Here is a 21697-nt window from a genome sequence, read left to right as displayed (position 1 = left end):
TAATGGCGAACAAACAATTAGTACCACACAACGAATCACTTGCGGATTTGTTCAAAAATGTATTCAGTATTCCTGTTTATCAAAGACCATATAAATGGGAGAGCGTACAAATTGATGAATTAATAAGTGATACTCTAAGTTACTTGGAAACCAATGAAATGTTCTATTCTGGAACAATTTATCTAAGTAATTCTGGGCAGCTAAATAGTTCCACAAATCAATACGATATTGTTGATGGTCAACAAAGGATTACAACCTACACCCTTCTACTTTTGTCTTTATATTCTCATGCAAATAGACTAAATATACAAGAAGAAACAGATATTAGAATTATAAAAGACTTTTTATGGAAAAGAGAAGGAAGATATAACAATAAGGATCACACTGTTCTAAAAGCTTCAAATATGGAGAGTAGATTGGTAAGAGAACTATTTGATAGCTGTTATTCTCAACCAAGCAAGTATAGTGAACTTTTAATGTTAATCAAACCAAATAATGTTATTGAAGAGAAGTATCTTAAAAACGTAATTCATATTGATAAACTGCTGACTTCTCGTTTGAATAGTCTGAATGTAGAACAACAAGGGAATTTCATTATAAGCTTTTCAAATTTTATATTAAATAATGTTTTTTTTATAACTATAACGGTAGGTAAAGATAATCTCAGTCAGATGTTCGATATTTTTGAGTCAATCAATAGTAAAGGTATAGGTCTATCAGAGATTGATTTGATTAAGAGTTATATATTTCAAAATTTACAACTTTCAGACTATGACGAGTATCTTAATAAGTGGGGACAACTTATTGATGGAACTGATGACAGACTATTTGATTATTTAAGTGTTTTTATTCGAGCAAATATACGTTACTATGTTAATGCGATTAAATATCAGAGTTTTAAACTAATGAGTTCTAGAGAATTAAGTCGTTACTATAACACTAGTCAAGTTGATGTTGCTTTAAAGAAACTAATTGATGATTTGATTAAAAATATTGATCTATACAATAAGTTGATTACTAAAAATATATACTTAATTAACTCTGACGAATTCAGGTACTATACAAACTCATTAAGGTATTTTTCCTATGAACATCCCAAAGCACTATTATTTAGAACTTATTGTGAATATAATGAAGGAATAATTTCAAAAAAACAGGTAATATCAGTTGTTAGAAATTCATTTAATTTTATGTTTAGATTCTTAACGTTAAAAAATAGGGATAGTAAAGATATAATACCGATTTTTAAGGAAATAACTGAATCAACACATATACTTGATGAAAAGACATTTAACCACACTTCAATAATTGATTTATTTATTCTCAATGCGAATCGGAATGGATTTACAGATGATGCAGCATTCCAAAGAGAATTAGAAGAACACATAGGGTATTCAAATGAAAAAGAGAAAAATGAAACAAGAATCTTACTTTCTGCTTTCGAATTTTCTTTTGGTAGTAATCCCGATTATTCGAAAATGAACTTATTCTTAGAAAATACGAAAGCAATACAGATTGATCATATATTAGTAAGAAATCCAGATAAGAACGATTCAAATTTTCAGTATTGGAAAGAAAAGAAAGATAGTTTTGAAACTCTTCGTCTTAAACAGGATAGTGACTTTGAAGTTGATGGAATTTATGATGGCGTAGATTGGACTATTTTTGAAAATAAGGTGCTAGATAAAATTGGCAATTTGAGACTTTCATGGAAGAAGGAGAATCAAAGTAGAAGTAATACACTTTTAACTCTTGATAATTACGGGGAGTTAAAAACATATAAACAGATATCTAATAGAGGAAAAGATATAGCTAGTAAATTAGTTGAAATAAAAATATTTGATATAAAGTAAAAGGTTATCATTGATATTATTGATTAACTACTTTTCGGAAGTTGTTGGTTTTTAAGAAATTCTTTGTAAAAGAGATTCAATGTAAATGAAAACATCAATAGTCTTTCTAATGATACCAAATTGATGTAATTATTCCCATTTCTAGGGATCTTGAAATTTACTGCTTATTTAATAATAGGTGGTGATAAAAGTGAAATTAATATATGATGATCCATTCATGGAAATCCTAGATCGTTTAATGCAGTCAGGTCTTGATCATGACGAAGCCTGCATGTTACTTGCTTGTTTCTTACAAGAACGAAAAGAAATGGAAAACTATGTGCATAGTCTTCCAAACTAATTTGTATTCTGTCTTTCATAAATAGTCACTTCACGGTTCCTATCATGATGGGATTACTTTGCTTTTGTTCAATAGAAGTAGGTGCTGAATTCTCTGCAAGTTGATCAAGGAATGATGCTAGATGATACTGTTTATTTGGATATAGGTGTGAGTAGGTTCGAAGCGTTGTTTCGATTTTCTCATGACCGAGTCTGTCCTGTACTATGTTGGGTTGAATTCCTTGTTCAATAAGCAGCGACGCATGAGAGTGTCGTAAGTCATGAACTCTGATTCTTTTGACTCTTGCAATTTCGGAATACTTCGCAATCCCTCGTGAGAGTCGGTTCTTATTAGTCATAAAGACTTGTTCTTCTAAGTCAATGAAGTAATACCTCTCTACATGATCTTGAATCATTTGAGTCAGAAACTGTGGCATTGTCACAATTCGTTCTGACTTTTTTGTTTTAGGTTTCGTAAATATGTATTGACTGTTTTCATATTGTGCAGAAGCGACGACTTCAATATGACCTCTGTCAAAGTTTATATTTTTAAGTCGTACTGCAATGAGTTCACCAACACGAAGTCCTGTATAAAAAAGTACAGTGTACTGGAGTCTTGCTGATTCATCATCGACAACTGATATAAACTTATCAAATTCTTCCTTTGTCCAGAAGTTCATACTGTCCGGGTGTTTTGCACCAATTGCAATTGTCTTTTTCAATGGGTTGTTTTGGAGTTCATAATAGCGTTCTGCATGATTGAAGATTGCAACTAATTGATTGTTAATGGATCTTGAGTAAGTTTCCTTAAATTGATAGCCTAATATCTCATTTTGCCATTTCAATATATCCGGGACTTTAATTTTACTTATTTGCTTTGATCCAAGTAGTGGTTCAATGAATTTGGTATAGATAAATCGTTTATTGCGAATGGTTCCATAGCGTAGTTTATTATTGATATCACCTAAATAGACTTCATAGAACTCATTTAACGTCATTTCAAGTTCGACTTCGTTTGTTTTAATTGATTCGAGATAATCAGATTCCCATTCTTTCGCTTCACGTTTTGTTGCAAAGCCACGTTTTGCTCTCCGTTTAACTTTTCCATCAATATCGGTGTATCTTAATGTTACAACCCATTTACCTGTTTGCTTGTCTTTGTATGCTGACATGTTGAATTCCCTCCATTCCTATTAAATAGTAGTTTTCATAGAAAAACTTACGAGATGTCTTACCCTGAACGGTTCTATAACCTTTAAGTTGAAGATCGTTATTAAGATCATGAATAATTCGATAAGCACCTGCTCTACTAACTCCAAGAAGTTGTTGAATCTCACTCGCTTTTATAAGCATTTTCTGTTTACCTCCTAAATAAAACACCAGTCGATTATTCAACTGGTGGTAGTGTACTTGTCATAAGAAGTTCTGATAGTGATAGATTGAGTGCTCTTGCAATCTTTGCAAGGACATAAATCGTAATGTTACGATTACCTGTTTCCACATCATAAAGATATTGAACATGAAGTTGTGCTTGCCTTGCGAGTTCTGCACGTGGCAGTTCACGCTCTGCACGGAGTGTTGCGATATGATAACCAAGATTTGTTACCAAATCTTTTTCTTCACCAATCATTTCACGTGTTGCAAATCCCATTGTACTCACCTCCTGCACCAGTTGTTTTTGCAACACAACACTATCACATGTTTTTGAACATATCTATCAGAACCTGACTTAATAACACAAGAGAATGATTCAGCACAAAAAAAGTACTGAATCACTCATTCTGTTATCAAATCAAATATTAGAAAACGTTTGATTATTAAAAATTTGATTTTGATTAATTCGAATCTACGAGGGAATCATCTTCGTAGCATTATTAGGCGCAGTTTGATATCACTGCTTCACTGGAATTTCACCATCCCCAATCAAGGAAACACTTACTTAGCTTGCGACGGTCTTATCACGCTCGAACGTCCGTAAGTGGCGTATCATTATCACTATCACAGTCACCGCAAGATAGGGTATCAAATCTATTTCATCATCCAGTTTCATCGCTCTCTAGTTTTCTTAAGGTCATGGCGCACTGATGAAGTTTGCTTGTGTGATAGATAAAGTCACTAATAATGGTTATTCAATTTTCAAAGAACATCTCACTTATTGAAGTGAGAAGAGGAGGATTAAAATCAACCCCTCTATAGTGATAAGGAATCTCAGAGCGTTTCTACAACCAAAAACTTAAAAATTTATCAAATTTCTTAGTTTTTTAATGATTTTGTCATGTTTTTTACTAATACTCTGTTGTGAGAGACCGTTTTTAATTGCATAGTCGGTCTGCGTTAAATCTAAATAATAGAGCGCAATGAGTAAATCTTTCTCATCATCAGAAAGGGTGTTAATTGCTTTATAAAGTGCTTCATATCGTTCCATTTTAAGTGCCTCGTTTCTTGTAGGGTCTAAATCGTCTAATAGTTTTATTTCAAGAGTATTACTTTCGTATTCATCAAAAATATGGTCTAAGTAAACCCAGGTGTTGCGAATCTGTTTGGTAAGATAGCGCTCATGTTCAATGCTTTTCCAATACTCCTTATAAACTTCTTCGCTAACGTTGACTACTTGGTTTTTAATGTAGATCACATATGTATCATTCATATTGATTTTCCTCCTGTTTCTGTAATCTGTATTTGATTTGAAACAGGGTGGTGCTCTAGCATTACAAATAAAAAAAGCCCCCAATCTAAATAAACGTAACTATTATTTAGAGGGATGCAAAAAAGAACGCAGAAAGCGTTATCATTGGCTGATTACATTGTAGTATAAATTTGTAATGTTTTGAAAGTACATTAAGTTTAAGTAAATTTGAATATACGACAAAATTAACTACACTTAATGTGTAATGGAAAGTCACTAATTAAGTATGTGAGGTAAATAGATGGAGAAATATGGATATATTAGAGTATCAACAAAGGATCAAAATGAAGAAAGACAGATTGCATCTTTGGTTGATTTTGGAGTAAAAACAAAGAATTTGTACATAGATAAAGAAAGCGGAAAGAATTTCAATCGTACCCAATACAAAAAACTTCTTAAGAAAGCAAAAGAAGGAGATTTAATTGTGGTTAAGAGCATTGATCGTTTTGGACGTAATTATGCAGACATATTGGAACAATGGCGAGTATTGACTAAAGAAAGAAAAATTGATGTGCTAGTTTTAGATATGCCATTATTAGATACAAGGATAAAGGAAAGAGACTTAACGGGAATATTTATTTCTGATCTCGTATTACAAATCCTTTCATATGTATCTGAGGTTGAACGAAAAAATATTCGACAACGTCAAAAAGAAGGAATTGAACTGGCGAAGTTAAGGGGTGTAAAGTTTGGGCGTGAACCAAAAGAAATACCAGACGAATTTTATGATGTATATTTGGAATGGAAACAGGAAGTTATCTCTGCAAGAGCAGCAGGACGGAAATTGAATGTAAATCATTCTACGTTTTTAAAGTGGGCCAAAAATGAGCAACTAAGAGAAAATTAAAGGAACGATGGATTTATATTCCATCGTTCCTTTAATAGTTTCAAGAAAAAAACAAAAGCAAGCTACAAACATATAATATTGGAGATAAATGTAAACCTTGTGAGCCAATGAAAATCAAGGTTAATTGTATTCAAAAACACTACTTTCACCACTATTAATTATAATACCATAAATGAATATCAATGTTTACGTTTCTACCACAAGATAATTTTAGAGGGAGAAAAATGTATGAGTGTTGAAATAGATAATTTTTTTGAATTGCTAGTAAACAATGAATCGGCATTATCCGTCATAGGATTGGGATATGTTGGTTTACCGCTTGCTCAAGCTTTTTCAGAAAAAGGAATTGAAGTTATTGGTTATGATTCTAATTTAGAAAAGATTAATCAATATAAAAATGGGGAAGATTTAACGAACGAGGTAGGAAAAGAAAGGCTGTCTAAGAGTTCTGTTAATTTCACTTCGGAAATCGAAAAACTAAAACAAGCAAGTTTTCATATAATTGCAGTGCCTACTCCAATATATGATGATAATCTACCTGACTTTAGACCGCTTGAGAAAGCTTCTCAAGATGTTGGTACTATTCTAAAGAAAGGCGATTACGTTGTCTATGAATCAACAGTATATCCTGGCTTGACTCGAGAACTCTGCATACCGATATTAGAAAATATATCGGGACTAAAATGTCCTAATGATTTTAAGGTTGGGTATTCTCCTGAAAGGATAAATCCCGGTGATAAAAAAAATACGCTAGAAAAAATTATAAAGGTCGTATCTGGGGTTGACGATTATTCGTTGGAAGTCATTGCCAACGTATATGGTTTAATTATCGAGGCTGGAATTCACAAGGCGGAAAGTATAGAAGTTGCTGAAGCATCGAAAATCATAGAAAACGCTCAACGTGATGTCAATATAGCTTTTATGAATGAAGTATCTAGGGTATTTAATAAAATGAGTATACCGACAAATAGTGTGCTTGAAGCCGCAAGTACAAAATGGAATTTTTTAAATTTCAAGCCCGGTTTAGTTGGTGGACATTGTATTGGTGTTGATCCATACTATTTAATTTACAAAGCAAAAAAAGAGAAAATAAAGACACCACTCCTTGAATCTAGCAGAGACATAAATGATGCTATGGAAGATTATGTCGTAAGCGAAATGATCACTAAAATTTTCAAAAGCAAAAAGAATTTGGCTGAATTAAAAATCGGGGTTTTAGGGGTAACTTTTAAAGAAAACACTCCGGATTTGAGAAATTCAAAGGCTATCAATATCATCGAAAAAATTAAAGGTTTTGGTATAGAACCAATAATTTATGACCCTCATGCAGATAATAACGAATTAATTACATATCATGATTTTGATGTTGTAAATCTTGAGAGTTTTAGAGATTTGGATATATTAGCAGTGCTTGTAGCTCATAAAGAATTTGAGGCGTTTGATGAAGAGGTTATTATGAGTATGTTAAATAAAAATGCTATATTATTTGATTTGAAGTCAATTTTTATTCAGTTGAAGAGCAAAATAGATTATTGGAGTTTATAAATTTTGGCTATGAGAAAACGTAGAAAGATATCAGAGATACTGAAGATTATACTATCACTATTATTGTCATTGGCTATATTTATTTTGGCATATTTCATGAAGTATAATGGAGTGACTTATGTAATAACATTCGCTCTAGGAGTGACTATATTTAAACTGATTTTATCTATTATATATAAACCAGTTTATCAAAGAAAAAAAACTGTAAAAAAAACTGTTACCGCAATTATGCCAAATTTTAATGAAAAATTACCAAATGTTAAAAGAGGTTTCGAGACATTGCTTAATCAGGATTATAAAATCGATCAGTTTATATTTGTTGATGATGGTAGTGACAGTGATGAAGTTTATAACTATGTAAAAGAACTTAGCAAACAAGATAATAGAATACAAGCGTTTAGAATGAATGAAAATAGAGGAAAAAAAGAAGCTCAAATTTTTGCTTTTAAATATGTAAAATCTGACTACATACTTTTATTTGATACAGACTCATTACTAGATAAAGATTCATTAGGTAATCTAATGGCAGCCTTTGATAAAAGAGATACTGGAGCAGTAGTCGGAACAATTAAGGTTTCAAATGAAAACTCTAATTTTATCGTAAATATGCAAAAACTTTTATATACGTCTGCATTTCGATTTAGCAGGTCTGCACAAAGTCTAACTGGTTGCGTAAGTGTCTGTTCAGGAGCTTTTAGTGTTTTTAAGTTTAGAATCATAAAAAAGAACATTAGTAAGTTTTCAGGAAAAATTGTCGGAATGAAAATGTCGGCAGGAGATGATAGACTTTTAACTTCGATTGTACTTGAAGCAGGGTATAAAACTAGATATCAAAGCAATGCAATATGCTATACAGAAGTTCCTGATAATGTAACTAAGTTTTTAAAACAACAAATCAGATGGGCAAAATCTGGATACATTTTGGCTTTGTATTCTATAAAAATGATCTTTAAAAACCCTTTTATTCCATTTTGGCAATGGACTGAAGCATATATATGGATTTTTAATACAGTACTTGCGATTTATATTGGTGTTAATAGTTTTGTAGCCTACATAACGGGTATAGGAAATATTGATATTACGCAGATAATTGTTTATGATCAAGTTTCAATTGCTTTATTGTATTTCTTAGGAAACTATGGAATTTCAAATTTCTATATTGCTAAAGAAGATATTAAACTGTTTCTTGTAGGATTCATACATAAATTGTTTTACGCATTATTGTTAATCTATATCAGAATAAAAGCCATATTAACTATAAAGAAAAGTACATGGGGAACTAGATGATATCTATTTGATCGGGTGTACTTATTTTTTGATAAATAGTATTCTTTATATATACGTATGTATTGCGTATAAGTTATTTAAAATATTCTGTTAATAAGCTGCGACTTTGTGACAGATACCATGCGACAGCGCATACTTACACTCATCCCTTGGTGAAGAATTATTTTAAAATTTCATAGGTATTACTGGATCTTGCACCATTATTTCTGTATCTCGGAACCCTTAGAATAAACCCGTATTTCTCAAGTTCATTGATCACTCGATTTACAGTTCGTTCTGATATATTTAAGTTAGAAGCAATGGTTCTTACCGAATGGAAACATTGCTTTTTTCTTGCGCCATGACGGTCTAAATATAGATACACAAGCACTGCATTAGAACTAAGCTTTTCATTAAATATCGGAAGTCGATTACTCAACTTTCACAACTCCTTTCTTTTTACTGATTGTTAATGAATCATTACCTACAATCGCTTGAGTAATTTCTTCTTTGCTGACATATTCAATTGTCTGTTCAGGATTAATTGGGATATGGTAAGGTGATTCAAATGTAATTCCCCATTTTTCATAAAGTTTGAGTTTCATCTTCATGGGATTACTTCCAGTCTTCATCACAATGAAGTTGCCTTTGGGCATTGATTTAAGCTCATCTGATGTCATGAGTGGTCGTTCTATCATCTGTAAACTCTGTGATGATTCACCTTTTCCCTTATTTACTGTTCCACTCAAAATTGTTTGAGTTCCAAGATTTTTTGATAATGTTTCTGCAGTTTCAGAGTTTGGTGCAAAACCACCAAATATTGAGAGCTGACAGTTATCCACAATGATTTCTGCACCGAGCTTATCGTAGTTCTTTTCAAGCTGAGCGAGTGATTGAATAATGGCTACGATGGAGAGTCTTCTTGAACGTGATGCACTAAACATCATTTCAATGGATTCAATTTTAGGAATTGTTCCAATTTCATCTAAATAAAACATTATTCTGTTTTTAAGTTGACCACCCATTTCATCAGCAACGATAAGTATCTCGCGGTAGAGTTGTTGGATGATGAGTGAAATAATAAAGTGCTTCGTGGAATCTTCTTCGGGTAAAACTAGGAAGATTGCAGACTTCTTATTACAGAATGTTTCTGCATCGATATCGGTATCAAAACATAATACTTGTTCTAGCTCTGAATCAATGAAAGTATTAAGTCGTGCAAGTGCTGTTGATAGTATTGATTGCATGGCTTGATCTGATGTATTAAGTGCAGCACCTGCAAACCACCGTGCTTTGTGATTTGAAGGAAGTTTCTCTAAGAGAACCTTAAACTCTGTTGATTTCATTCCTGCAGGAGCCATTAAGTCCTGAATGAGTTTAAAGACAGATACAATGTGTCGTTTATGCTTTTCACCATATTCTGCAAGAATGAGGATGGTTGCGGTAAGCAGTCCTTCTGCAGAGTCATAGAAGAATTGGTTTTGTCCAAAGTTCATATCGAATCCACCTGAATAGATAATCGTTTTCGCAATAATCTTGGCATACTTTTCAGCTTTTGCTTTGATGGTAAGATTACTTGCTTCGTTAAGATAAATATCCATATATCTATTAACGAGATGAAGCATATTAAAATGATGACTTTGAAGTGGATTTCTTAAATCGATTACTGATATATTGTATCCATAGTATTTCTCAGCAATTGGAGCAACGTTACGAAACACATCACCCTTAGTATCGGTAACCATAAATGACATACCACTTGCACACGCATATTCAAGATTTGGATAGAGAAAGAATGCAGTCTTACCAACTCCTGCAGATCCAATCATTAATGCATGAACATCATTATCATCCAGAAGTGCATAGGTTTTTCCTCGAATTATTTTGTAGCCAATGATAATGCCCTGTTTTGAGGGTAAACGAGCGCCTGTACGCCATGATTGAGGTGAATAGTGTATAAGTGATAGTGTTGCCTTGATTTCGTTGTCACTGGCGAAACGTGCCGTTCCATGTTGTCCATCACCCACGCGTTTATTCTTGATTGAGTTCAAGTTATAACCTCGATTGGATAATACTGAAATAAGGATTAATCCAATTCCTAGTATTGCCGGTATTGCAATCGATTGTGTTTCTAGATTCATAGTATATCCAACTCATCATAGGATAAGTTTTCAAGTTCTTGTTCTGCATCGACAGGTTCTACATATTCTTGGATGATAGAGAGTGCTTCGGTATAACTGGAAGATTCAAAGATACGCTCTGCCATTTCTTTGGCTTCTTCATGAAGACCATCACGTTTCAGAGCTTTAGAGGCAATACCCATAAGATTAAAGATATTACCATCTGCATTAATAATGGGTGCTTTAGGTTTGTTTTGATTCATTGTTTAAAGGTTCCTTTCGTTTTGCTTATTGAGCAATAAAAAAACATGAGTAACCATGCAACGTTTTGCAAGGCTCATGAGTGATTGAATGAGTTGATGTTTATCATCAACAGTATGATTGATTTTAGTAAGATAGATTGTCTTAAGAATATCCAGTTCTTTAGTAAATCCAGTCATTAATGGATCGGTTTCTACAAACATCATAAAGGGTTGTGTATCATCGATAAAATTCACCATTTCTTTGATGGAGTATTTTTTCTCAAGATGACGGTATTGTTGTCGCACAAGTAAGAGCGCATATCCAGCGCATTCAATTAAAGCAGACGTTGCTTTTTCACTATGTTTTAGATTATTAGAATGAAGTCCATAATAAACCAATGAGAAACAATTCATTAAATCCTTAAATTTTTTATCCTTTGAGTCTTCAAAATCTTGAATGATTATTTTTTTGACTTCATTGAGTACTTGAATAAAGGCTTCTTTGATACCTTCAAGTGCAGGTAGACCATGAAGTGCTTTTAAATCTTCGTTAAAGTCTTTGTATCGTGATGTCTGTACTTCTACATAAACAGATGGATATCTCATCATCTCAGTTAGTATTGAGGATGTTGCATCTTGCCCAGGAGCATCGTTATCCAAGCACAGTACGACGTTTTGAATGTATGGATGATCAGTAAGAAACTTATGAAGAGAAGATGTTGATAACCCGCACAATGCAAGATAAGAATGTTCCGTCCAGTTTTCGTTGTGCAAGGTTATGTAAGATAATAAATCAATGGGTGACTCAAAGACATATAAGGAATCGCTTGTTCCAACTAAGTTGAAGGGATACTTACTATCTGAACCCGGTGCATTACCTTTATAATCATTATCTGCAAGATGCGTACTGTGTCTATGAAGATGATTAACTCGATTTTGGGTATCATATCCAATAAAAACACAATTGCTATATTTTCTTTCTTGATACAACAAATCATGATTAATAAGATAATCGATGCATTCTTGATCTATAAAACGAATATGTTTAAGGTAGACCTCTACTGCTTGATTGTTGTGATTTTTAGGTGGTCTGTAAAGTGATTCTATTGGATAATTGATTTCTTCATTCTTAAGATTAAAGTGTTGGGTAATTGTATGAATTGCTTCTGGTTCAGTTTGGTTGAAGAAAGTCATCAAGAAATCAACAGGAAATCCTTTTTCTTTAGTTGAATGTCGATACCAGTAGTTGTTTAAAAATGAGATAGAAGGATGACGTATCCAGCGCTTTGATTTCCCGACTTTCTTAAGAGGCTCGTTCATTTTTTCGAGTAATTCAATCATGTTTACAGTATTGGCAGTTCTTTTAGTTATCATTGGTGTTTGTCCTTTCTGTTTCGCAATATATCACCTCTTATATTGCTTAGTTTTTATGTGTATCATTTTCATGTTGACCCAGTGCTATCTTTTGTTTTCGCATTTTAAGAATCAGTTTATGATCGACTTGATATTTATGAGCACGTTGGATCATTGATGACTCGAAGAGTTTGCTGACTTGATATAAAGGCTTGATACTGGATGAAACAGGAAACACAATCTCTTTATCTTCATGTCTATAGGGTTCAACATCTATATTCGATGCTTCATGCTTGTTGTATTTTATGGTTTCTGTATCTGAGTCTTCTTTATTGTAGTTTTGAGGTGGTGTTTGAACGGTGTTATCGTTTTTGACAATGACTGATGGTTTAGTAGTTTCAACATGAGGGTCGTGCGTAAGAATGATTTCTTTTGCAAGTTGAATCACCATGTTTTTGATTGGTTTGAATTCATGCAAATCGGATAGATTTCGTATTTCTTCTTTTTTACTCGAATACGTGTTCAAGACTTCTTGTCGTTGTTGATACCATAGGTCGAAGAGTTTTTGAATATTTGGATCATTGGAAACTTCATTAACAATCTCATCAACAATCTGTTTGATTGGTTTTGGTAAATAGCCATATTGATGTTTTCCTTTAATGATTTCTAATTCTCTAGAAAGAAGATTAAGTTTATCTTCAATTCTTGGATTCATTTTAAAGTGTCGATTGATGTTTTGAATCTGCTCTTGAATGTACTCCTTGCTCGCTAGTTTTAAATCTTCACGTGCTTGAGTTTGTTTCTGATAGATATGAAGTAAATCATCTTTAAAGATTTCTCGAGCAAACGAAGAACGTATTGCATCCATTGAGACTTGATTGAGATAACCTTGTTTACCATCTTTTGCATACATCACTAAAATGAATGTGGGGATGATGGGATTCATTGTGGAACGCGCCATACCATTTGAAGTTGTCGGGATCGATTTTGAGATGTTTCGCAAGATCGTTTTGCTTTGAACGAACTAGCGACTTCCAATGTTTTAAATCATCATAGCCAAGACGTGATGTATCCTCTCTTTTTAACGATATGATGGCAGTCCAAATGTTTGATGGATGATTTTGAACTTCAGTTTTAACATGTTCAAGTATGAGAGGTTCATCGTGAATACTAAAAAGACCATGAGTTCCTTCTTTAACAACTCGTGGTCTTTGTGCTATGTATTGAACGTATTCATGAATTTTGGATAGTTCTTCAAGTGATGATTCTTCAATGTATGTAATAAGTTCAGAGGCAGAACCAATTGTTTGGTATTCTTGATGTTTGATATAAAGTTCTGATTCTATCGTTTTAGGAAATTTAGCAATTAGTTTTTCAATAAGTTGTACTTGTTTTTTAGTCACGGGTTTATGAGCAAAGGTATGGATATTTTTAATGACACCATCACGTTTCGCAATGTATTCAACAAACCCAGATCTATTTCTTTTGTTGGGCTTCATGTAACCAAATTTTGCGATAAGTCTAGCCATCTCTATCCTCCTCACTATTTTGATATTTAACAATATCTTCAAAATTAATTGAGCCAACAGATGCTTTAACATCTTGAATGCATTTGATGCGTAGTTTTTTGAGTATATCTTCGTTCAATTCAAAGTTTGCAGCGATAATATTCATCATCATGCTCATTTCTACTGATTGTTTGAAAAGAAGTTTTGATAAACGATCTTCAGTAATCTGTATTGAGTTTTGAAGTACAGACTCAATTGATTCTGAGATAAAGAGATTGTTGTGTTTAGTGTTGAGATAACTAACATAGAACTTTATAGCTTCTTCAATAAAGTCATTTCGAGATTTTGTGTTTGCGAGTACTAAGTTATCATCACAGAGTTGTATAATTTCTGGAAACATCATTGTTCCTGTTTTGATTCTCGATTTCATGAAGGTGTCCTTTCTTGTTTGCCTAATATTAGAGTAGTGAATAGTAATTTCATATAAATCTTATAGATTGAAAAAAAAGCAATGTTGTATGTTATAATATTAATAAGAAACTCAAACGGATTAAGCTTATAATTAAAAGAAAATGTAGCTAATTTCCGCATTCATTTATTCACTGAAAGAGGTGTTAATTTGTTAAAATATATTATTGATAAAACATCAGCCTATATAGAAAAAATGCCTAAGTCAGAACGTAAAAAATACGGTCAGTTTTTTACTAGTAAAGAGACTGCTATTTTCATGAGTTCTTTGTTTGATATACCAAATAAGGAGAATATTAGAGTACTTGATACAGGAGCAGGAGCAGGTATTTTAACTGCGACCATTGTAGATAGGATTAATAGAATGGAAGGTGTACGAAAAGTAGATATAGTTTGCATCGAAAACGACCCTAATATTTTGGAGTTGCTAAATGATAATTTACAGTATTTAAGGAAAGTTTCGAAATACACTATTAATTACACTATTTTAAACAAAAACTTCATTGTTGATTTTTCTCAAGACTTTAATAGTGGAATTAATTCTATGGAACAGTTTGATTTGATTATTGGGAATCCACCATATAAAAAATTAAATAAATTAGATCCTGAAGCACAAGCAATGTCGTCTATCGTGTATGGATCACCTAATTTATATTTTCTTTTCATGGCTATGAGTATACATAACTTAAAGAGAGATGGAGAATTAGTATATATAATTCCTAGATCATGGACGTCAGGAGCATATTTTAAAAAATTTAGAGAATATTTATTTAATAATATATCATTCGAACATTTTCATTTATTTGTGAGTAGGAATAAAGTTTTCAGTCATGAGAAAGTACTGCAAGAGACAATGATTGTAAAAGTTAGGAAGAGTAAAACAAGTAATCGTAATATTACCATCACATCCTCTCTCTCAAATGATGATTTTCACAACATTGAGAGAATAGAAGCAGAGTATGATTTGATAGCTTCATCAAGGGATAATTACATATATCTGATAACTAATGCTCAAGAGTTATCAGTGTTGAAAAAAGTGAACGGATGGAAGACCACGTTACCTGACCTAGGTTTGAAAATGAAAACTGGAATAACAGTTGATTTTAGAAACAGAGACTGTATAACTGATGAAAAGAATTCTGAGGTTGTTCCCTTAATCTATTCAAGACACATAAGTAATGGTGAAATTGAGTTTCCGAAATATGTTGGTGGTGAATACTTAATACCAAAAAGAAATGGATTAATTCAAAAAAACAAGAATTACTTGATGGTGAAAAGGTTTACTTCCAAAGAAGAGAAACGAAGACTTCAATGTGCTATATATTTAGCAAAGGACTTTCCAGAATATGACTATATAAGTACGCAGAATAAAGTAAACTTTATTGACAGTGTTATTGAAATGTCAGAATGTGTCGTTTATGGATTATACGTCTTATTCAATTCCACGTTGTATGATGTGTACTATAGAGTGTTAAATGGTTCTACTCAGGTAAATTCTACAGAGATGAATAATATACCAGTACCTGATATAGATGTTATTAAAAAATTGGGAAATGCATTGTCAAGGAGTAAAGATTTATCAGAAGAAAATTGTAATAAAATACTGGAGGTTTATGGTGGATAAAATAATAGAAGCAAAAAGAATCTTAAATGAACTTAAAATGCCTAAGGCGCAGCAATCAGATGTTTGTGCATATACTCTATTATGTCTTGCAGGTGTGACTAATGAGACATTATGGAGTGAAGCAACCAATGAATGGGTGAGAATTCATGATATAATTGCATTCACACGAGAGTCATACAATGTTTCATATGCTGAAAATTCAAGAGAAACAATTCGTAAACAGGCTTTACATCATTTTCGAAATGCAGCGATAATAGAAGACAATGGGAAGGCAACAAACAGTCCTAACTATCGATACAGACTTACCTCTGAATCATTAGATTTAGTCAAGTCTTATGGTACAGTGTCTTGGACGAGTAATTTAAATGCTTTTTTAGAAGTACACACCTCCCTGATAGATTTATATCAATCAAAGAAGAAAATGAAGTTGCTACCTTTGAAAATTAATAATTTTGATTATACCCTGTCTACTGGTAAACACAACTTGTTACAGAAAGAGATAATCGAGAATTTTGCTCCTAGATTTGCACCAGACTCAATCTGCTTGTATTTAGGAGATACCACTTTCAAATCACTTGTAAAAGATGAAGAAAAACTGATTCAATTAGGCTTTGAAATTACTCAACATGATAAGATGCCTGACGTTGTCTTGTTTAGAGAAGATATGAACTGGATTTATTTTGTAGAGGCAGTGACATCAGTAGGACCAATCAGTCCTAAGAGAATTTTGGAAATCGAAGAAATGACAAAAAATGTGACTTCTGGAATAGTTTATGTAACATCCTTTTTGGATTTTAAAACATATAAGAGATTTGCAGATCAACTCGCATGGGAAACAGAAGTGTGGATTGCCGAGTTACCAGAACATATGATTCATCTAAATGGTGACAAGTTTTTCGGACCTCGTTAGAATGGGGTAGAGATAGGAGATATAATATGGGAATAAAAATTGCTCATTTAAGCGACTTTCATTTTAGTGAAAATAACCTGACAAGTCATTTTAATAAATTGTCTTCCTTAACAACAAGCTTAAAGAACGTGGGTGACATAGAGGACAAACTACTAATTATTGTTTCTGGAGATATAGCATATTCTGGAAAAAGTACAGAGTACACTTATGCAAGTAATTTCTTTCAACAATTACGTATCAGTTTAAAGAGTAATTTCAAAAGTGTCGAGCTTTATTTTGTTCCAGGTAATCATGACTGTGATTTCTCAACATCAGATTATCTTAACGAACGCAGTAAAAGAATAAGGAATTTAGTAGATAAGAAAATACCTACTACTGATAACGAAGTAAAGTTTGTTGGTAAAGTGCTTGAAAATTATTCTTTCTTCGAAAGAAAAAATTCTCCATATGTTAAGAACATCAGTTTACTCCAAAATAGAAAAATTGTGATGAATAAGAGAATTCAAATTAATCTTTTTCTGCTTAATACTGCATGGATGTCTTCATTACATGAGAATAAGAACATCATAATGCCAACTAAATATTTTAGTTTTGATGCATATAATGGTGAAGGCATTATAGATGTATACAACCTATTCGTGTATCATCATCCGAGATCGTGGTTTACTTCTAATGATGACCACTCACTAAGAGAAATGATTGAAACCAAGAATGGAATTATATTGACTGGACACGAGCACACTGATGATGCTCATATAAAGAGAAAAAAAGAGAATGATTTATTATATAGTGTTGGAGGAACCTTTGAAGGAGACTCTTCTACTTTTAAAGTAATCAGTATTGATGATGACAAAAGCATTACAGAAGAAACATATTTGTGGAGTGTAGAATATAACTGTTTCATTATTGAAACTCAAAAGCATGCAGGGTTAGATTTGACTGAAAAAAACATACCAAGACCAAATGAGGAACATATATCTTTCTTAGAGGATTTAGGCATGCTAATAACTCACCCAAGAAAGAAGGCACCAGTTTTATCAGATTTATTTGTTAATCCATATTTAACAATGAGTCTTAACAAAGGTAATAATCATGAATTAAGAATCAAGGACGAGGACGCAATTAAAACATTAATTGAAGAAGAAAAATGTGTAATTGATGGAGATTACGGGTCAGGAAAGACTTCGCTTGCAAAGCGATTGATTTCTGAATTGATTAATCTTGATAAGTATGTTGTAGTCTATGTTGATATTTCAAAGAATATTGGTGCTTTTAATTCTCCTGCAAGATTAGATAATTATTTCGATATTTTACTTAAGGATCAATATGGTAAAGATATGACAAAGAGGTTTCACTCTCTTTCCAAAGAATGTAGAGTGGTTGTTATCGATAATTATAATCATTTATTTGAGAGAGAAAGTAATGTAGAATTATTACACAGTTTTGTGAAAGATAAATTCGGAAAGACATTTATTTTTTCTAATAGTAAAGCAGGAATTTCAGGATATCTAAAAGTCGATAAGTTTCTTATTAACTTCAATCGATACAACATTGAAATCTTTGGGCCAAAGTTACAAATGAAAATTATAGAAAATTGGAATAAACTTGAAAACATTGAAGATAGTGATGAAGATCTCAAACGAAAAAATAGAGAAGATGCATCCGTTGTTAAGACTCTTTTGTTGGGAAATAACTTGCCACAAACTCCAGATGCAATTTTGACAATTCTAAGTACAAGTCAAACTAATAAAACGGATAAGACAACCTTGTATGGTCACCTATTAACTAACATTATTTCTAATGCAATGGAAAAATCTGAAATAGATGGAGATAGCCAAGAAGAAACTTTTAGAATACTAAGTACGTTTGCATTTCGTCTTTATAGTGCTGAATCAAGAATGTTGGATTTCTCAGAACTCAAAGATGTAATTACTGAAGATAACCAAGAATATGGTTTAGTCAATAGCGCTGAAAGGTTGTTGAGGCAACTTACTCAGTCAAACATCCTACAGATGGAAAATATCAACACGAATGGCAGTAAAATTTCAGAAATTCAGTGCAAGGTATCGTTTAGATATAGTTATTTATATTCGTACTTTGTAGCAAGATATTTTTCTAAGAATTTGTCAGATACTGAAGTTCTAATTGAAATTGATAAGTTGTTGGATGACATAAACTTAGAAGACTACTCGAGAATTATAATAAATATTTGGTATTTTTCAAATGATATTGTCTTATTGGAGAAACTTGATCAGAAGATTGCAAAAACAATGGCGAGTTACGAAGTATTTGATTATAAGAACCCACCCAAGATTATTAGAGATTTGGGTAACCATAAGAAGGATATATTAATCAACTTAAAAGGCATTGACGAAAATGTTGAGATAAATCAATCAGACTTATTAGAAAGAGAAGAAGTAGCTGCTCATAACAAGTCAAATGATATTCAATCCTATAATGAAAATGATAAGAAGGCCATTGAGCAGAAAGAGATAATTGAGTTAAATACTGTTCTAAATCTCATGTCTACAATAGGTCAAATTATAAAGTGTTATGGAGGTTCTATTAAAGTCGAGCAAAAGGAGTACTTAATTCAGAAATGTTATGAGTTAGGGATGAGGTCTCTTTCTTTCATATTCGAAATGCTAAACAAGCAAGATGACTTTATTGAGTATGTTAGAGATTTATTTGCATCTGATACTTCACTAAGCCACGAAGATGCATACGAGGAAGCAGTAAAATATGTTTCTTTCTTGCTTCAGTACTCTGCCTTTGCCAATGTATATCGTATTAGTGATGCTCTTTCAAGTGTCAAGATTGCTCCTACACTAAAGAAGTATCTTTCTTCAAATTATTCATATGGAATGCGTTTGGTTGATGTAGCAATTAGTTACTTATTCTTAAATAATGAGAAAACCTCAACTGTGGAATCTTTAATCAATGAAGCACAAGATGATTTCTTAACTCAGAGTGTTCTCAGGATTATAATTTGGAGATATTACTACTATAATACAGCAAAATCTAAGCCTGAAAAAGATAAATTACTTTCAAAATTGAACATAAAGAATGAGAGTCGATTAGTTATAACTAGTAATCAATAGATTTCGCCGAGCGTTGCACGGCGATGTGAAGAGTCGCGGTGTACTACCGTGGCTTTAACCTGCTTCGGATTATTATTTGGTCTGGAATCGCGACAATAGGCGAAATCTCTTCAAATTTACATACTTCGCAAACAGGCTCATAAATTGATGAATTATACTCGAGTTGGGTACTAGTTCCAATTCGATGAGAAACAGCCCACAGCTCGCCAACAAACCGGCACAGAATTCGAATAACATCTTATATTGTATTGGCGATAGTGCTTAGACACGAAATATGCTTTAATTGAGGTGAAATTAGTAGTTAAATGAGCGGTACCACACAAATTTTAAGTGGTACCGCTTTTTCGTGCTATTATTTCTGTGGTTTTTGAGTGTTAGATTTGTTGAATTTTGGAATAGAAGTTGATGCTTTCTTCTGTTCATTGTTTAGTTTTGACTCCAAATAGTAACGTACTTCACTCGGTACAATCTCTTCATAATGTTTTTGGATTGTATCATTCAAAACTGATTTTAAGTCTTTTCTTGATTCTGAACTGTAGAGATTGATTGCATTCAATCGTTCATCATCAATTTCAAGTACAAATTTTACTTTCTTCATTATGACCTCCTAATAGTGTATTTCGTAATGTAAGTCCTCATGAACTTCAGATTGATCAATCATTTCTAAGTCATTAAATTGATTAGTATATTGATTGATATCTTCACGAGAAAGAGAAGTGAAGTGTTCACCACCATCATTTCCCACAACAATAAAACGACCAACAATCACATCTTGACCCAATCGTCTATTAGCTGGTAAGTTCATCATCTTGCCGTTTTCGTTACAGAGAAGTTCCGCTGAATGACTGAGTGATACAAGTTCTAAATTACCGCCAACCATTGCTTGTAATGATTCAAGATTATTATCGAGTATTGCAACATAGGGTGTAGTTTGCGGTTCAATTACGAGTACTTTGATTTTAGAAAAGCTGTCTTCATAGTTATTTGTTGTGTAAGTATGAGTATCTAGCAAATCATGAACGTTGTTTACAAAGCCTTGATATCGTGGGTAATTGTAACCCCCAGATTCAATTAAAATTCCATCAGGTTCTTCATCACAATAGACGAGGATACTATGGTTTTGTCGGTACTCGTCTTGAGTCATTTCATCAAGATGATCAACAATGTAATCGCGGTCTGTAGTTGGATTATCTAATAGATCATGGTAATCACTGTAAGATACTTTAATTGCAGACTTGATAATGTTCTTGATTGGATCAAGTTTTTCCTTAAGGACTAAGGGAGTATTAATTTCAAGATTCACAAATTTCTTTTCATAAGTTTTGGATGGTGATTGGATAACTTGAAATTCATCTTCACCATAAATAAGACCGAGAGATTGTCCGTTATCCCAAGAGACATGGATGGTTCCCATATCATCCACAAAGTTAATCGTACCTTGAGTTCCAGAAGTTACGGATTGTGGATCGTTCATTTCTATACATTCGATACGCATGCCTTTTGGGTAGCGTTCCTTCAGTTGTTTTGTATTCATAATCAATTCCTTTCATTGTGGTCATTCAGACATTATTGTAGCTTTATTTTGAGTTTAGTTTCAGAAATCATATCAATTTCGTCAGGATCATAAAGTGTTAGAACCCTTTGATCCAATAAGTCATCGATATCACTTAGTAGATGACTTTGGGGTGATGAAAGCTCGAGAAGTAAATCAAAACTATCGGATTGTAGTTCTGTAATTCTGTCTTCAAAGTTAGATGCTGCGGTATCAAATTCAATCTCACCTTCAACATAATCGGCGATCCATTCTATTGCTTCTTTAAAAAGAAGTTGTGCTTTTCTATAGGGCATAATCAGTT

At 32.6% G+C, this 21697-nt stretch carries 22 protein-coding genes; 8 read left to right on the top strand and 14 right to left on the bottom strand.

What is annotated here, in order from left to right; translation table 11 throughout:
* Nucleotides 1–2: 2 nt before the first annotated feature.
* Together GVV19_RS07690 and GVV19_RS07685 are read left to right on the top strand one after the other, a co-directional pair.
* On the top strand, nt 3–1853 hold the full coding sequence (locus tag GVV19_RS07690; protein ID WP_159646843.1) for a DUF262 domain-containing protein: 1851 nt from the start codon (nt 3–5) through the stop codon (nt 1851–1853).
* A 190-nt stretch (nt 1854–2043) separates the two neighbouring features.
* Nucleotides 2044–2193 (top strand): hypothetical protein, encoded by a 150-nt coding sequence (locus tag GVV19_RS07685; protein WP_159646841.1) that lies wholly within the window; start codon nt 2044–2046, stop codon nt 2191–2193.
* Between the two features lie 25 nt (nt 2194–2218).
* On the opposite strand, the gene GVV19_RS07680 is transcribed toward GVV19_RS07685, so the two are convergent.
* From GVV19_RS07680 to GVV19_RS07665, 4 genes are all read right to left on the bottom strand, one after another.
* On the bottom strand, nt 2219–3343 hold the full coding sequence (locus GVV19_RS07680) for a site-specific integrase (RefSeq protein ID WP_159646839.1): 1125 nt from the start codon (nt 3341–3343) through the stop codon (nt 2219–2221).
* On the bottom strand, nt 3312–3524 hold the full coding sequence (locus tag GVV19_RS07675) for a hypothetical protein (protein ID WP_159646837.1): 213 nt from the start codon (nt 3522–3524) through the stop codon (nt 3312–3314). Before GVV19_RS07675 ends, GVV19_RS07680 begins: the two co-directional genes overlap by 32 nt.
* A gap of 34 nt (nt 3525–3558) precedes the next feature.
* The gene (locus tag GVV19_RS07670; RefSeq protein ID WP_159646835.1) at nt 3559–3822 is read right to left on the bottom strand and encodes a helix-turn-helix domain-containing protein; all 264 of its coding nucleotides are present in this window, start codon (nt 3820–3822) and stop codon (nt 3559–3561) included.
* 582 nt (nt 3823–4404) lie between these two features.
* On the bottom strand, nt 4405–4818 hold the full coding sequence (locus GVV19_RS07665) for a sigma-70 family RNA polymerase sigma factor (RefSeq protein ID WP_159646833.1): 414 nt from the start codon (nt 4816–4818) through the stop codon (nt 4405–4407).
* A 280-nt stretch (nt 4819–5098) separates the two neighbouring features.
* Between GVV19_RS07665 and GVV19_RS07660 the strand changes: the two genes are divergently transcribed.
* From GVV19_RS07660 to GVV19_RS07650, 3 genes are all read left to right on the top strand, one after another.
* A complete protein-coding gene (locus GVV19_RS07660; protein WP_159646831.1) occupies nt 5099–5704 on the top strand; it encodes a recombinase family protein in 606 nt (201 codons plus the stop codon).
* Between the two features lie 228 nt (nt 5705–5932).
* On the top strand, nt 5933–7249 hold the full coding sequence (locus GVV19_RS07655; protein WP_159646829.1) for a nucleotide sugar dehydrogenase: 1317 nt from the start codon (nt 5933–5935) through the stop codon (nt 7247–7249).
* 96 nt (nt 7250–7345) lie between these two features.
* Nucleotides 7346–8536 (top strand): glycosyltransferase, encoded by a 1191-nt coding sequence (locus tag GVV19_RS07650; RefSeq protein ID WP_159646827.1) that lies wholly within the window; start codon nt 7346–7348, stop codon nt 8534–8536.
* A gap of 160 nt (nt 8537–8696) precedes the next feature.
* Here GVV19_RS07650 and GVV19_RS10950 read toward each other — a convergent pair whose 3' ends face one another.
* Genes GVV19_RS10950 through GVV19_RS07615 form a run of 7 tightly spaced genes read right to left on the bottom strand, consistent with a single transcriptional unit; the run spans nt 8697 to nt 14168 of the window.
* Nucleotides 8697–8954, bottom strand: coding sequence for a helix-turn-helix domain-containing protein (locus GVV19_RS10950; protein WP_159646825.1), 258 nt, complete (start codon nt 8952–8954; stop codon nt 8697–8699).
* On the bottom strand, nt 8947–10656 hold the full coding sequence (locus GVV19_RS07640) for a VirD4-like conjugal transfer protein, CD1115 family (protein ID WP_159646823.1): 1710 nt from the start codon (nt 10654–10656) through the stop codon (nt 8947–8949). The genes GVV19_RS10950 and GVV19_RS07640 overlap by 8 nt, the downstream gene beginning before the upstream one ends.
* On the bottom strand, nt 10653–10898 hold the full coding sequence (locus GVV19_RS07635; protein WP_159646821.1) for a hypothetical protein: 246 nt from the start codon (nt 10896–10898) through the stop codon (nt 10653–10655). The genes GVV19_RS07640 and GVV19_RS07635 overlap by 4 nt, the downstream gene beginning before the upstream one ends.
* A gap of 3 nt (nt 10899–10901) precedes the next feature.
* Complete coding sequence (locus GVV19_RS07630) at nt 10902–12251, bottom strand: DUF3991 and toprim domain-containing protein (RefSeq protein WP_159646819.1); 1350 nt, start codon at nt 12249–12251, stop codon at nt 10902–10904.
* Between the two features lie 46 nt (nt 12252–12297).
* The gene (gene mobL / locus GVV19_RS10865) at nt 12298–13176 is read right to left on the bottom strand and encodes a relaxase MobL (RefSeq protein ID WP_159646817.1); all 879 of its coding nucleotides are present in this window, start codon (nt 13174–13176) and stop codon (nt 12298–12300) included.
* Complete coding sequence (mobP3, locus tag GVV19_RS10860) at nt 13124–13759, bottom strand: MobP3 family relaxase (protein ID WP_159646815.1); 636 nt, start codon at nt 13757–13759, stop codon at nt 13124–13126. Before mobP3 ends, mobL begins: the two co-directional genes overlap by 53 nt.
* Nucleotides 13752–14168, bottom strand: coding sequence for a hypothetical protein (locus GVV19_RS07615; protein WP_159646813.1), 417 nt, complete (start codon nt 14166–14168; stop codon nt 13752–13754). The genes mobP3 and GVV19_RS07615 overlap by 8 nt, the downstream gene beginning before the upstream one ends.
* Before the next feature lie 189 nt (nt 14169–14357).
* Here GVV19_RS07615 and GVV19_RS07610 point away from each other — a divergent pair, with 189 nt between their 5' ends.
* From GVV19_RS07610 to GVV19_RS07600, 3 genes are read left to right on the top strand one after another with little or no spacing between them, the layout of a single operon-like run.
* Nucleotides 14358–15830 (top strand): Eco57I restriction-modification methylase domain-containing protein, encoded by a 1473-nt coding sequence (locus GVV19_RS07610; RefSeq protein WP_236262336.1) that lies wholly within the window; start codon nt 14358–14360, stop codon nt 15828–15830.
* Nucleotides 15823–16740, top strand: coding sequence for a BsuBI/PstI family type II restriction endonuclease (locus GVV19_RS07605; protein WP_159646811.1), 918 nt, complete (start codon nt 15823–15825; stop codon nt 16738–16740). The genes GVV19_RS07610 and GVV19_RS07605 overlap by 8 nt, the downstream gene beginning before the upstream one ends.
* 26 nt (nt 16741–16766) lie before the next feature.
* Nucleotides 16767–19841 carry a metallophosphoesterase gene (locus GVV19_RS07600; RefSeq protein WP_159646809.1) on the top strand — a complete coding sequence of 1025 codons (3075 nt, stop codon included), beginning with the start codon at nt 16767–16769 and terminating at the stop codon, nt 19839–19841.
* Between the two features lie 352 nt (nt 19842–20193).
* Here the strand turns inward: GVV19_RS07600 and GVV19_RS07595 are convergent, their stop codons facing one another.
* The 3 genes from GVV19_RS07595 to GVV19_RS07585 are packed head-to-tail and all read right to left on the bottom strand — an operon-like array spanning nt 20194 to nt 21689.
* A complete protein-coding gene (locus GVV19_RS07595) occupies nt 20194–20439 on the bottom strand; it encodes a DUF6103 family protein (protein ID WP_159646807.1) in 246 nt (81 codons plus the stop codon).
* 9 nt (nt 20440–20448) lie between these two features.
* A complete protein-coding gene (locus tag GVV19_RS07590) occupies nt 20449–21375 on the bottom strand; it encodes a DUF3846 domain-containing protein (RefSeq protein ID WP_201288203.1) in 927 nt (308 codons plus the stop codon).
* Nucleotides 21376–21407: 32 nt separating this feature from the next.
* The gene (locus GVV19_RS07585) at nt 21408–21689 is read right to left on the bottom strand and encodes a hypothetical protein (RefSeq protein ID WP_159646803.1); all 282 of its coding nucleotides are present in this window, start codon (nt 21687–21689) and stop codon (nt 21408–21410) included.
* Nucleotides 21690–21697: the final 8 nt, after the last annotated feature.

Origin of the sequence: Erysipelothrix anatis (genome assembly GCF_009828745.1) — a bacterium.
Classification (GTDB): Bacteria; Bacillota_I; Bacilli_A; order Erysipelotrichales; family Erysipelotrichaceae; genus Erysipelothrix; species Erysipelothrix anatis.
The sequence above is the reverse complement of the archived record's forward strand: the minus strand, read 5'-3'. Positions and strand labels throughout refer to the sequence as shown.

What these genes read in the sequence shown, in the direction of transcription:
- mobP3 (WP_159646815.1), bottom strand. Translation starts at nt 13,759, where the DNA reads ATGGCTAGACTTATCGCAAAATTTGGTTACATGAAGCCCAACAAAAGA.
- GVV19_RS07680 (WP_159646839.1), bottom strand. Translation starts at nt 3,343, where the DNA reads ATGTCAGCATACAAAGACAAGCAAACAGGTAAATGGGTTGTAACATTA.
- GVV19_RS07640 (WP_159646823.1), bottom strand. Translation starts at nt 10,656, where the DNA reads ATGAATCTAGAAACACAATCGATTGCAATACCGGCAATACTAGGAATT.
- GVV19_RS07630 (WP_159646819.1), bottom strand. Translation starts at nt 12,251, where the DNA reads ATGATAACTAAAAGAACTGCCAATACTGTAAACATGATTGAATTACTC.
- GVV19_RS07595 (WP_159646807.1), bottom strand. Translation starts at nt 20,439, where the DNA reads ATGAAGAAAGTAAAATTTGTACTTGAAATTGATGATGAACGATTGAAT.
- GVV19_RS07655 (WP_159646829.1), top strand. Translation starts at nt 5,933, where the DNA reads ATGAGTGTTGAAATAGATAATTTTTTTGAATTGCTAGTAAACAATGAA.
- GVV19_RS07600 (WP_159646809.1), top strand. Translation starts at nt 16,767, where the DNA reads ATGGGAATAAAAATTGCTCATTTAAGCGACTTTCATTTTAGTGAAAAT.
- mobL (WP_159646817.1), bottom strand. Translation starts at nt 13,176, where the DNA reads ATGAATCCCATCATCCCCACATTCATTTTAGTGATGTATGCAAAAGAT.
- GVV19_RS07585 (WP_159646803.1), bottom strand. Translation starts at nt 21,689, where the DNA reads ATGCCCTATAGAAAAGCACAACTTCTTTTTAAAGAAGCAATAGAATGG.
- GVV19_RS07675 (WP_159646837.1), bottom strand. Translation starts at nt 3,524, where the DNA reads ATGCTTATAAAAGCGAGTGAGATTCAACAACTTCTTGGAGTTAGTAGA.
- GVV19_RS07690 (WP_159646843.1), top strand. Translation starts at nt 3, where the DNA reads ATGGCGAACAAACAATTAGTACCACACAACGAATCACTTGCGGATTTG.
- GVV19_RS07650 (WP_159646827.1), top strand. Translation starts at nt 7,346, where the DNA reads ATGAAGTATAATGGAGTGACTTATGTAATAACATTCGCTCTAGGAGTG.
- GVV19_RS07615 (WP_159646813.1), bottom strand. Translation starts at nt 14,168, where the DNA reads ATGAAATCGAGAATCAAAACAGGAACAATGATGTTTCCAGAAATTATA.
- GVV19_RS07635 (WP_159646821.1), bottom strand. Translation starts at nt 10,898, where the DNA reads ATGAATCAAAACAAACCTAAAGCACCCATTATTAATGCAGATGGTAAT.
- GVV19_RS07590 (WP_201288203.1), bottom strand. Translation starts at nt 21,375, where the DNA reads ATGAATACAAAACAACTGAAGGAACGCTACCCAAAAGGCATGCGTATC.
- GVV19_RS07660 (WP_159646831.1), top strand. Translation starts at nt 5,099, where the DNA reads ATGGAGAAATATGGATATATTAGAGTATCAACAAAGGATCAAAATGAA.
- GVV19_RS07670 (WP_159646835.1), bottom strand. Translation starts at nt 3,822, where the DNA reads ATGGGATTTGCAACACGTGAAATGATTGGTGAAGAAAAAGATTTGGTA.
- GVV19_RS07665 (WP_159646833.1), bottom strand. Translation starts at nt 4,818, where the DNA reads ATGAATGATACATATGTGATCTACATTAAAAACCAAGTAGTCAACGTT.